Consider the following 11,553-nt stretch of genomic DNA (forward strand, 5'->3'; position numbering starts at 1 on the left):
GTGCTACTCGGCTTCGAGCGCAGCCTGGACTTCCTCGCTCATGTCCGCGTTGGTGTACACGTTCTGGACGTCGTCGAGGTCTTCGAGGGCGTCCACGAGCTTCATGAACTTCTTGGCGCCCTCAAGGTCAAGCGGCACCTGCATCGAGGGCACGAATTCGGCTTCGTCGGACTCGTAGTCGATGCCGGCTTCCTTGAGCGCGTCGCGGATCGCCTGCAGGTCCTGGGGCTCCGAGTGGATTTCCCAGTTCTCGCCGCTGTCCTTGACTTCCTCCGCGCCTGCGTCCAGCACGGCCATCAGGACGTCGTCCTCGCTCAGGCCGTTCTTGGGCAGGTTCACGACGCCCTTGCGGGCGAACAGGTAGCTGACGGAACCCGGGTCGGCGATGGTGCCGCCGTTGCGGGAGATGGCGAGCCGCACTTCCGAGGCCGCACGGTTCTTGTTGTCCGTGAGGCACTCGATCAGCAGCGCGGAACCCTGGGGTCCGCGGGCTTCGTACATGATCTCGGTGTAGTCCACCACTTCGCCGGTGAGGCCGGCGCCGCGCTTGATGGCGCGGTCGATGTTGTCGGCGGGCACCGAGGTCTTCTTGGCCTTGGTGACGGCCAGTTCGAGGCTCGGGTTACCGGCGAGGTCCGGCCCGCCCATGCGTGCCGCGACTTCGATGTTCTTGATCAGCTTGGCGAACGACTTGGCCCGTCGACTGTCGAGGATGGCCTTCTTGTGTTTGGTCGTCGCCCATTTGGAGTGGCCTGACATGCTTTACGCTTCTCCTCTGATCATTCGAATAAAGAGTTCATGCACGCGCTTCTCGCCCGTCACTTCCGGGTGGAAGGAGGTGGCCAGCAGCTGGCCTGAACGCACTGCAACAATTCTAGCCAACCCGTGCAACGTGGCCGTATGGCTGGCGTGGTCCGGGTCCACCTGGGCCAGGATTTCCACGCCGGGGCCAACGCGCTCAACCCAGGGGCCGCGGATGAACACGGCGTGAACAGGGTCCACACCGTTCTCGCCCGCGCTGAAGTCAAGGCCCTTGAAGTCCAGGTCCGTTTCGAAGGACTCGCGCTGGCGGCCGAAGGCATTGCGGCGGACGGTGATGTCCAGGCCGCCGAAGGTCTGCTGGGGGTTGCCGGCCAGGTCCTTGGCCGGGTCCGCGATATCGTCGGCCAGCAGGATCATGCCAGCGCAGGAGCCGTACACGGGCAGGCCGTCGGCGATGCGCTTGCGGATCGGGTCGGCGAGTTCAAAGATGCGGGACAGCTTGTCGATCGTGGTGGATTCGCCACCGGGAATAATGAGGCCGTCGACGTCGTCGAGCTCGGCCGGGCGGCGGATGCCCACACCGGTGGCGCCCGCGTCCTCCACGGCGTGAAGGTGCTCGCGGAAGTCGCCTTGCAGCGCCAGGACGCCGATCCGCAGGCCTGCACCCACGCGCGAAGACGCGTTGGAAAGGGGGTTGGTCATTCGACCATCATAATGCGCCCGCCGCTGCCGGCGTGCGCACGCGGGCCCGGGAGCAGCCTCCGGGCCAGGTTCCATGCCTCAACTGGGATATATTACAGAACATGTTTTCCTTCAGCGTTCCGCTCGGCAAGCTGGTCCGTGCACTGTCCAGGCTCCGCGGTGGAGGCTCGGCGTTGCCCGGCCTGGTGGTCGAAAAAATCGATCCCCGTTTCATGCAGCGCACGCTTGCCACGCTCCCGCACGGCGTAGCCGTGGTCAGCGGCACCAACGGCAAGACGACCACCACCAAGATGGTAGTGGAGCTGCTCGAGAGCCAGGGGCTGAAGGTCTTCACCAACCGCACCGGCAGCAACTTCACCCGCGGTGTTGCCGCCTCCCTGCTGGGCGAGGTGGACTGGCGCGGCCAGCTGGATGCCGACGTCGCCGTGCTGGAACTGGACGAGGCGCACGCGGTGCACTTCGTCAACCAGGTGCCTCCGCGCTTCAGCCTGCTGCTCAACGTCCTGCGCGACCAGCTGGACCGCTTCGGCGAGATCGACAAGACCGCCCAGCTCCTGCAGCACATCGCCGCCAAGACCACCGGCACCGTTGTCCTTAACCGCGAGGACCCCCGGGTGGCCCGGATTGCGGCCACCGTAAGCGGAACCGAAGTCCTCTACTTCGGCCTGGACGAGTCGCTCCGGAGCACCTTCCCCAACGACGACGACATGCGTGCCGCGCCGCACGCCGCCACGGCCCACGGGGCCGCTACAGCTCACGGAAGCGCCACCGCCGCTGCCGTTCCCGCCGCCCCGGAGGCCGACGTCGTGCTCCGCCGGGTGGGTGCCGAAGACGCCGATTTCGAGTTCGACGGTGCAACCATCACCACGCACATGAAGCTGCGCGGCGTGTACAACATCTTCAACGCGGCCGCCGCGCTGGCCCTCGCACGAGCCATCGCCGGCAGCACGGATGCCACCACGCTGGTCAAGGCGCTTTCCGAGGTGGCCCCGGCGTTCGGCCGCGGCGAGAGCCTGACCGTGGACGGCCTGCCACTCGAGCTGGTGCTGGTCAAGAACCCGAGCGGCTTCCGCCTGGGCCTGAAATCCTTCCCGGCCAAGGGCTACGCCTCCATGATCGCCATCAACGACAACTACGCCGACGGCCGGGACATGTCCTGGCTGTGGGACGTGGAGTTCGACTCCCTGCAGGAAGAAGGCGTGGAGGTCCTCACCGGGGTGCGCGCCTACGACATGGCACTGCGCCTGCAGTACGACGATGTGCGGATCGGCGCCGTGGACACCGACATTCCGGCGGCACTGGCAGCGTTCATCCAGGGCTCGCAGGGCAAACCCAAGCGCATTTTCTGCACCTACACGTCCATGCTGGCCATCCGCCGCGAACTCGCCAAAATCACCACAGTGGAGGTGGTCTCATGACCACGGCAGACGACACCACAGCACAGCCCGGCAGCCCTGCACAGCCAGGCAAGGGCACCATCCGCGTGCTGCAGCTGTACCCGCGTGAAATGAACATCTACGGCGACTGGGGCAACGCCCTGGTCCTGCAGCAGCGGCTCCGCTGGCACGGCTACACCCCGGAGCTGTCCGAATACAACGTGGGCGACGAGTTCCCGGAGGACGTGGACATCATCGTGGGCGGCGGCGGCCAGGACAGCGGACAGCTGCTGATCCAGGACGATCTGCAGTCCCGCGGCGAAACCCTGCAGCAGCTGGCATCCGACGGCACGCCCATGCTGGTCATCTGCGGCCTCTACCAGCTGTTCGGCAAGTTTTTCAAGACCAGCGCCGGTCCGGTCATCCCGGGCATCGGCATCCTGGATGTCGAAACCAACGGCACGGACGAGCGCCTGATCGGGAACGTCACGCTCAACTCCCCCGAGTTCGGCGAAGTTCTGGGGTACGAAAACCACAGCGGACAGACCACCCTGGGCCCCGGCGTCGAACCTTTGGGCACGGTGTCCAAGGGTGCCGGAAACAACAGCAAGGACGGGCACGAGGGCGCCCGCTACCGCAACGTCGTGGCCAGCTACCTGCACGGCTCGCTCCTGCCGAAGAACCCTGCGATTGCCGACTTTCTGATCCGGACCGCCGTCGAACGCAAGTACGGAACCTTCGTTCCCGGAACGCCCGACGACGGCTACGCCCGCCTCGCGCGCGAACACGCGGCCCGCCGCCCGCGCTGAGGCTTCGGGCTCACGGCCCTGCTATTTCTCCTTGGTGATGAGGAGTTCGTGGGCTCCGGCCGTGGCCGCCCCCATGGATTCGACCACCGTCTTGGTCCGCAGATGGGTTTCGGCGTCGGCCGCCGGTGTGGCACAGACCCCCTGCGGGGCATCACTGGCCACCGAGCACCAGCGGTAGGGGCCGCGGACGATGACCGACGGCGCCCAGGCCAGGTCCGAGGCCTTCCAGACCCCCGCGGCGTCCTGGCCGAACTGGGCACGTACCAGCAGGCCCTCGTTGTTGACCACGTACCAGGGTGAGAGTTCGGTGACGCCGTTGCCGAGGCCGTACACAATCCAGGTGCCCTTGTAGTTCTCGATGGGCAGCACGGAATGCGTGTGGTGGCCGTAGACCATGGTGAACTGGCCGCTGTCCACGAGTGTGTGGGCCACGTCCTGCTGCTGTGCGTTGGCCTCGCTGGCGTACTCATCGCCGGCATGCATGACGCCCAGCACGATGTCCGCGCCCAGCGCCCGGGCCTGCACGGCCTTGGCGATCATCGCTGCGGGATCCAGTTCATCCACCTGCCAGGGGAATTCCGGGATCTGGCCGTTGTGGCCGTAGGTTCCGGCGATCACGGCAATGGTGGCGGCCTCGGTCTTGAGCAGCAGGACGCCCTTGGACTCGGCCTCCGTGCGGTAGGAGCCCGTGTGCTTGAGCCCGGCGGCATCCAGGGCATCCAGTGTGCGCAGAAGGCCGTCCGTGCCCCGGTCGATGGTGTGGTTGCTCGAGGTGGTGCAGGCCTGGTAGCCGACGTCCTTCGAGGCCGCGATGATCTGTGGCGGCACATTGAACGAGGGGTAGGCGGAGAACGGGCCCTCAGGCCCGGCAACGGGCGTTTCCTGGTGGCAGATGCCGAGGTCGCTGTTGCGGATGTAGCGGCGCTGCCCTTCCAGGAGCGGCACGAAGGTGTAGCCGGGCTGCCCGGCTGCCGCCGCGTCCTCCCGGGCCTGCTGCCACAGCTGCGTGTGCACCAGCATGTCGCCGGTGACGGTAATGGACGTGCAGCGCAGCTCCGGGCACGCCGGACCCTTGCCGGGCGTCGGCGTGGGCGCCGGCGTGGGCGTGGGGGTTTCGGTCACCGGGGTGGCGGCCGGGCTGGAGGACTTGTCGGCACTGGATTCCGCCACCACCCCGCAGGACGCCAAGGACGCCGCCAAGGCCAGGGCGGCCAGTGCCGCCGCGGTGCGTGACGCTGTCGTTCGCCGGTGGAAAGTCAAAGGGGGCCGCATGCCCGCCATCCTACGGCGGCACCCGGACATTTTTTCGCGCGCCACCGTTGAGCGCCGCATTCTTACGTGAAAGAGTCACTTCATGACCAATCCTCTCCTGAGTCCCAGTCCCCTGCCGTTCGGGCTACCCCTCTTCGCCGGAATCGAAGACGCCCACTTCGCCGAGGCGGTGGACGCCGGGCTCGCCGAGCACCTTGCAGAAATCCAGGCCATCACCGAACAGTCCGAAGCCGCCACCTTTGAGAACACCGCCGTGGCCATGGAACGGGCAGGGCGGCTGCTCGAACGCGCGGCGGCCTCGTTCTTCACACTGGTCTCTGCGGACGCCACGGACACCATCAGGGAACTAGAGACCAGGCTCTCGCCGAAGTTCTCGGCGCACCAGGATGCCGTGTACATGAACAGGGCACTGTTCGAGCGTTTCGCAGCGATCGACGTCACGGGGCTGGACAGCGAATCAACGCGCCTGGTAGAGGAGTACCTCAAGGAGTTCCGCCAGTCCGGCATCCAACTGGACGACGCCGGCCAGGAGCGGCTCAAGGGCATCAATGCCGAGCTCTCCCGGCTGGGCACAGAGTTCGGCCAGCGGGTCAAGGAGGCGATGAAGTCCTCGGCCCTCCTGCTGGACGATGCCGCTGATCTGGCCGGGCTGCCCGCCGATGACATCGCCAGTTCCGCTGAGGCCGCCAGGACAGCGGGGCACGAGGGCAAGTACCTGCTCACCCTCATCCAGCCGAGCAATCAGCCGGCCATGTCCGCCCTGGAGAACCGTGACGTGCGCCGCCGCCTCCACGAAGCCTCGCTTGCCCGTGGCAGTGCCGGTGGCAGCCTGGACGTCCGCGAACTGGTCACGTCCATGGTCCGCCTGCGGGCTGAGAAAGCCACGCTCCTGGGCTTCGCCAACTACGCCGAACTCACCGTGGACCGCCAGACTGCCCCTGACTTCGAAGCCGTCCAGGCCATGATGGACCGCCTGGCACCGGCCGCCGTCCGGAACGCCGACGCGGAAGCCGCCGCCTTGGCGGAGACCGCCGGCCACCCTCTGGAAGCCTGGGACTGGGCGTACTACTCCGCCAAGGTCCGCCGCGAACGCTTCTCCGTGGACGAGCAGGCAATCCGGCCGTTCTTCAGCCTGGACAAGGTCCTGCATGACGGCGTGTTCTTCGCCGCGACGTCCCTGTACGGGATCACGTTCCACGAACGCGCGGACCTGGCCGGGTACCACCCCGACGTCCGTGTCTGGGAAGTGCGCAACGCCGACGGCTCGGAGCTCGGACTCTTCCTGGGCGACTACTACACACGCGAATCCAAGCGGGGTGGTGCGTGGATGAACTCGCTCGTGGAGCAGTCCTCCTTGCTGGGCACCAAGGCCGTGGTGATCAACAACCTCAACATTTCGAAGCCGCCCGCCGGTGAACCCACACTGCTGACTCTCGATGAGGTCCGGACGCTCTTCCACGAGTTCGGGCACGCCCTGCACGGCCTGTTTTCCGATGTCAGGTACCCACGGTTCTCGGGCACGGCCGTGCCCCGGGACTTTGTCGAATACCCGTCCCAGGTCAACGAAATGTGGATCATGTGGCCGGAGGTCCTGGCCAACTATGCGCGGCACCACGCCACCGGCGAGCCGTTGCCGCAGGACATAGTGGACAAGCTGAACGAGTCCCGGCTGTGGGGCGAAGGCTTCGCCACCACCGAGTACCTGGGGGCCGCGCTCCTCGACCTCGCCTGGCATGTCCTGGAGGCCGGCGACGTGCCCACCGACGCGCTGGCCTTCGAGGCCAAGGCGCTTGCCGCGGCAGGCGTGGCCCACAGCCTCATCCCGCCCCGCTACCGCACCGGCTATTTCCAGCACATTTTCGCGGGCGCCGGCTACGCCGCCGGGTACTACTCCTACATCTGGAGCGAGGTCCTGGATGCCGACACCGTCGAGTGGTTCACCGAGAACGGCGGGCTGAGCCGGGAGAACGGGGACCGTTTCCGTACGGAGCTCCTGTCCCGCGGCAACAGCCGCGACCCGCTGGAATCGTTCCGCACCTTCCGAGGCCGGGACGCCAGGCTGGAACCCCTCCTGAAGCGCCGCGGCCTCGAATAACTTCACCTTAAAGAACGACGGCGGCGAGTCACCCAGCATAGGTGACTCGCCGCCGTCGAGAACTGACCTCTAATGCGAAGGACGGTGTGATCCGGCAGCGTGCGTAAAAGGGGCCCCGCGCCCCGAGCAGCTACTTGGCTGCCAACGAAGCGCGGGGAATAGCACGCAGAGGATTGCCGCTGCCCGAGACCTAAGTGTGAGACTTACCAGCCGCGCTCTGCGAGGCGGTGCGGCTGCGGGATCTCGTCCACGTTGATGCCCACCATGGCTTCGCCCAGGCCGCGGGAGACCTTGGCGATGACGTCGGCGTCGTCGTAGAAGGTGGTGGCCTTCACGACGGCGGCGGCGCGCTGCGCCGGGTTGCCGGACTTGAAGATGCCGGAACCGACGAACACGCCGTCCGCACCGAGCTGCATCATCATGGCGGCGTCAGCCGGGGTGGCGATGCCGCCGGCGGTGAAGAGCACCACGGGGAGCTTGCCCGTGGCGGCAACTTCCTTGACCAGTTCGTACGGTGCCTGCAGTTCCTTGGCGGCGACGTACAGCTCGTCCTCGGGCAGGGCGGCGAGCTTGGCGATCTCGGCACGGATCTGGCGCATGTGGCCCGTGGCGTTGGAGACATCGCCGGTGCCGGCCTCGCCCTTGGAGCGGATCATGGCCGCGCCCTCGTTGATGCGGCGCAGGGCCTCGCCGAGGTTGGTGGCGCCGCAGACGAAGGGAACGGTGAAGTTCCACTTGTCGATGTGGTTGACGTAGTCGGCCGGGGTCAGGACCTCGGACTCGTCGATGTAGTCGACACCGAGGGACTGCAGGACCTGGGCCTCGACGAAGTGGCCGATGCGGGCCTTGGCCATGACCGGGATGGACACGGCAGCGATGATCGCGTCGATCATGTCCGGATCGGACATGCGGGACACGCCACCCTGGGCGCGGATGTCGGCCGGGACGCGCTCGAGCGCCATGACCGCCACGGCACCGGCATCTTCGGCGATGCGGGCCTGCTCGACGTTGACGACGTCCATGATGACGCCGCCCTTCAACATCTCCGCCATGCCCCGCTTGACGCGGTTGCTGCCGGTGACGGGAACCTGAGCTGAAGTCTCTTCACTGCTGGACACAAAAAGCCCCTAGGAGTAGGTAAAAAGGAGTACATCTCATCATACGGTGCAGACGGGTGGCCAAACTCACCAACCACGTCATGCGGCGTTGCACTGGGGTCGACAAGTGGTGCGTACTGGTCCACTGCCACCCTACGGCGCCCGAGATGCTAGGTGGAGGCCGTTCCTTCGGCCGCAGCCATCGCCTGCCGACGAACAGCCATCATGCGCTGGGCGATGGTGACCACGCTGGCCACCGCCAGCAAGACAAGGGTCACCAGCAGCACTACCGGGGGCAGGCCAAGGCCGGTCAGTCCGGCAACCAGCAGGACTGACGCAAGCCGTTCGGCCCGTTCAGCGATGCCCACATTGGCCGAGAATCCCAGCGATTCGGCCTTCGCCCGGGCATAGGAGACCACCATGCCCAGGACGAGGCACACTAAGGCGGAAACCGCGATGGGACGGTCCGCGCCCTCGGTGAAGAACCAGATGGTCAGCCCCATGAAAATGGCGCCGTCGGCCGCCCGGTCAAGGGTTGAATCGAGGAAGTTGCCCCAGCGGCCGCTGGCACCGAGCAGCCGGGCCATGATGCCGTCCACAACGTCGGAGAACGCGAAGACCGCAACGATCAGCGAACCCCACCACAGCTGGCCCATCGGGTAGAAGACCAGGGCCCCCACCATGACTCCGGCGGTGCCCACCACCGTGACCGCGTCCGGAGAGACTCCGATCCTGAGCAGCCAGCGGGCAAGAGGGGTAAACAAGGAGGTGAAGAAACCGCGTGCATGCCTATTGAGCATTCGACTCCCCCGGCCAGGCTTCCGAAACAAGCCGGCGGACCTCGTCAAGGGTCTGGGTGATGGCCTTGGTCTGGGCAATGATCGGGAAGAAGTTCCCGTCGCCGCCCCAGCGCGGCACAACATGCTGGTGCAGGTGTGCTGCGATGCCCGCCCCGCCGGTGACGCCCTGGTTCATGCCCAGGTTGAAGCCGCTGGGGTTGGACACCTTGCGCAGCACGCGCATGGCGGTCTGCGTGAGTTCGGCGAACTCCGCCGTTTCCTCCGCCGTGATGTCCGTGTAGTCGGGCACATGACGGTACGGGCACACCAGGAGGTGGCCCGGGTTGTACGGGAACAGGTTGAGCACCACGTAGCAGGTCTTGCCGCGGTAGACGATCAGGGATTCCTCATCGCTGCGCTGCGGTGCCACGCAGAACGGGCAGTCGTCCTTGCCCTTGAACTGCTCCTGCCCGCCCTTGATGTAGGCCATGCGGTGTGGAGTCCACAGGCGCTGGAAAGCGTCCGGGACGCCTGCCAGCCCGAAGTCATCGGTTGCTTCGGCGTCGCCCGGATACTCGCTTGACGCGCCTGTGTTCTCCTGCACCGTCCTGGATCCGCCCCGTCAGCTCTCGCGGTTCTTGACGGCGTCGACGATCCGGCGGACCGCCTCGGACACGGGCACGCCGTTGTCCTGGCTGCCGTCGCGGAAGCGGAAGGAAACCGCGCCCGCTTCGGCGTCCTCGCCGCCGGCGATCAGCACGAACGGGATCTTGTCCTTGCTGGCGGTGCGGATCTTCTTCGGGAAGCGGTCGGAGGAAATGTCGACCTCCGCACGGATGCCTGCCGCCTTGAGCTGGCCAACGACGTCGAACATGTAGTCATTGAAGGCCTCCGCCACCGGGATGCCGACCACCTGGACGGGAGCCAGCCAGGCAGGGAAGGCACCGGCATAGTGCTCGGTGAGCACGCCCATGAAGCGCTCGATCGAGCCGAACAGGGCGCGGTGGATCATGACGGGGCGCTGGCGCGTGCCGTCGGCGGCCTGGAACTCGAGTTCGAAGCGCTCCGGCAGGTTGAAGTCCAGCTGGATGGTGGACATCTGCCAGGTGCGGCCCAGGGCGTCCTTCGCCTGGACGGAAATCTTGGGGCCATAGAACGCGGCTCCACCCGGGTCTGCTACCAGGTCCAGGCCGGAGGCCTCGGCAACTTCGGCCAGCGTGCGTGTGGCTTCCTCCCACGCGGCGTCCTCGCCCACGAACTTGTCCTCGTTCTTGGTGGAGAGCTCCAGGTAGAAATCGTCCAGGCCGTAGTCCTTGAGCAGGTCGAGCACGAACTTCAGCGTGGTGGTGAGCTCGTCCTTCATCTGCTCGCGGGTGCAGTAGATGTGGGCGTCGTCCTGTGTCATGCCGCGCACGCGCGTCAGGCCGTGCACCACGCCGGACTTCTCGTAGCGGTACACCGAACCGAATTCGAACAGGCGCAGTGGCAGTTCGCGGTACGAGCGGCCCCGTGAGCGGAAGATCAGGTTGTGCATGGGGCAGTTCATCGGCTTCAGGTAGTAGTCCTGGCCGGGCTTGCGCACGGTGCCGTCCTCGTTGAGCTCGGCGTCGATGTGCATCGCCGGGAACATGCCGTCCTTGTACCAGTCAAGGTGCCCGGAGACCTCATAGAGGTGGCCCTTGGTGATGTGCGGGGTGTAGACAAACTCGTAGCCGGCTTCCACGTGGCGCTGGCGGGAGTAGTCCTCCATGGCCTTGCGGATGATGCCGCCCTTGGGGTGGAACACCGGAAGGCCGGAACCCAGCTCGTCCGGGAAGGAGAACAGATCCAGCTCGACGCCCAGCTTGCGGTGGTCGCGGCGCTCGGCCTCGGCAATGCGCTCCTGGTAGGCCTTCAGGGCGTCCTTGGTGGGCCAGGCGGTGCCGTAGATGCGCTGCAGCTGCTGGTTGTTCTGGTTGCCCAGCCAGTACGCGGCCGAGGACCGGGTCAGCGCGAAGGCGTTGGAGATCAGCTTGGTGTTGGGCAGGTGCGGGCCGCGGCACAGATCGCACCAGACTGAGTCCCCGCTCTTGCGGTCCACATTGTCGTAGATGGTGATGTCGCCGGCGCCGACCTCGACGTTGACGCCTTCACCGGCACCGACGGCGTCGTTCTTCTTGCCGAGCAGCTCAAGCTTGTAGGGCTCGTTCTTCATGGCCTCGCGGGCCTCGTCCTCGTTGACCACGCGGCGGACGAACTTCTGGTTCTGGTTGATGATCTTGAGCATCATCTTTTCCAGGGTCTTGAGGTCCTCGGGAGTGAACGGCTCGGCGACGTCGAAGTCGAAGTAGAAGCCGTCGGTGATGTACGGGCCGATGCCGAGCTTGGCGTCGGGGCGCAGTTGCTGCACGGCCTGGGCCATGACGTGTGCAGTGGAGTGGCGCAGGACGTTGAGTCCGTCCGGGGAATCAATGGTGACGCCTTCAACCTGCGCGCCTTCCGGCAGCGTCTGGTCGAGGTCCTTGAGTTCGCCGTCCACACGGGCCACTACCACGTCGCGGCGCTCAAAGAAGAGTTCCGCGCCGGTAGTCCCCTCCGTCACCTTGGTCTCTTCGCCATCGACGATGAGGGTGATCTGTTGGGCATCTGACACGGGTGTCTCCTATTCATAGTGAAGGCTTC

The 11,553-nt window shown here is 66.1% G+C and carries 10 protein-coding genes; 3 read left to right on the plus strand and 7 right to left on the minus strand.

The annotated features are described in order from the left end of the window. Positions 1–3: 3 nt before the first annotated feature. On the minus strand, positions 4–759 hold the full coding sequence (locus tag NVV90_RS11465; RefSeq protein ID WP_258437429.1) for a YebC/PmpR family DNA-binding transcriptional regulator: 756 nt from the start codon (positions 757–759) through the stop codon (positions 4–6). A gap of 3 nt (positions 760–762) precedes the next feature. Continuing rightward, the gene (gene pdxT / locus NVV90_RS11470) at positions 763–1,464 is read right to left on the minus strand and encodes a pyridoxal 5'-phosphate synthase glutaminase subunit PdxT (protein WP_258437430.1); all 702 of its coding nucleotides are present in this window, start codon (positions 1,462–1,464) and stop codon (positions 763–765) included. 101 nt (positions 1,465–1,565) lie between these two features. On the opposite strand from pdxT, the gene NVV90_RS11475 reads away from it, so the two are divergent. Together NVV90_RS11475 and NVV90_RS11480 are read left to right on the plus strand one after the other, a co-directional pair. Further along, positions 1,566–2,882, plus strand: a complete 1,317-nt coding sequence (locus NVV90_RS11475; protein WP_258437431.1) for a Mur ligase family protein — start codon at positions 1,566–1,568, stop codon at positions 2,880–2,882. After that, on the plus strand, positions 2,879–3,649 hold the full coding sequence (locus NVV90_RS11480; protein ID WP_258437432.1) for a type 1 glutamine amidotransferase: 771 nt from the start codon (positions 2,879–2,881) through the stop codon (positions 3,647–3,649). The genes NVV90_RS11475 and NVV90_RS11480 overlap by 4 nt, the downstream gene beginning before the upstream one ends. A gap of 21 nt (positions 3,650–3,670) precedes the next feature. On the opposite strand, the gene NVV90_RS11485 is transcribed toward NVV90_RS11480, so the two are convergent. Beyond that, entirely contained in the window at positions 3,671–4,921 is a 1,251-nt protein-coding gene (locus NVV90_RS11485; protein ID WP_258437433.1) for a CapA family protein, read from the minus strand. An 82-nt stretch (positions 4,922–5,003) separates the two neighbouring features. Here NVV90_RS11485 and NVV90_RS11490 point away from each other — a divergent pair, with 82 nt between their 5' ends. Further along, a complete protein-coding gene (locus NVV90_RS11490) occupies positions 5,004–7,016 on the plus strand; it encodes a M3 family metallopeptidase (RefSeq protein ID WP_258437434.1) in 2,013 nt (670 codons plus the stop codon). 203 nt (positions 7,017–7,219) lie between these two features. Here the strand turns inward: NVV90_RS11490 and pdxS are convergent, their stop codons facing one another. The 4 genes from pdxS to thrS all read right to left on the minus strand — a co-directional run bounded on the left by pdxS (position 7,220) and on the right by thrS (position 11,524). Next, entirely contained in the window at positions 7,220–8,068 is an 849-nt protein-coding gene (gene pdxS, locus NVV90_RS11495) for a pyridoxal 5'-phosphate synthase lyase subunit PdxS (RefSeq protein ID WP_258441148.1), read from the minus strand. 215 nt (positions 8,069–8,283) lie between these two features. Further along, positions 8,284–8,913 (minus strand): phosphatidylinositol phosphate synthase, encoded by a 630-nt coding sequence (gene pgsA / locus NVV90_RS11500; protein ID WP_258437435.1) that lies wholly within the window; start codon positions 8,911–8,913, stop codon positions 8,284–8,286. Then, positions 8,903–9,496 carry an HIT domain-containing protein gene (locus NVV90_RS11505; RefSeq protein ID WP_258437436.1) on the minus strand — a complete coding sequence of 198 codons (594 nt, stop codon included), beginning with the start codon at positions 9,494–9,496 and terminating at the stop codon, positions 8,903–8,905. The genes pgsA and NVV90_RS11505 overlap by 11 nt, the downstream gene beginning before the upstream one ends. 18 nt (positions 9,497–9,514) lie before the next feature. Beyond that, entirely contained in the window at positions 9,515–11,524 is a 2,010-nt protein-coding gene (gene thrS, locus NVV90_RS11510) for a threonine--tRNA ligase (RefSeq protein ID WP_258437437.1), read from the minus strand. Positions 11,525–11,553 lie beyond the last annotated feature (29 nt).

Origin of the sequence: Arthrobacter sp. CJ23 (genome assembly GCF_024741795.1) — a bacterium.
Lineage (GTDB): Bacteria > Actinomycetota > Actinomycetes > Actinomycetales > Micrococcaceae > Arthrobacter.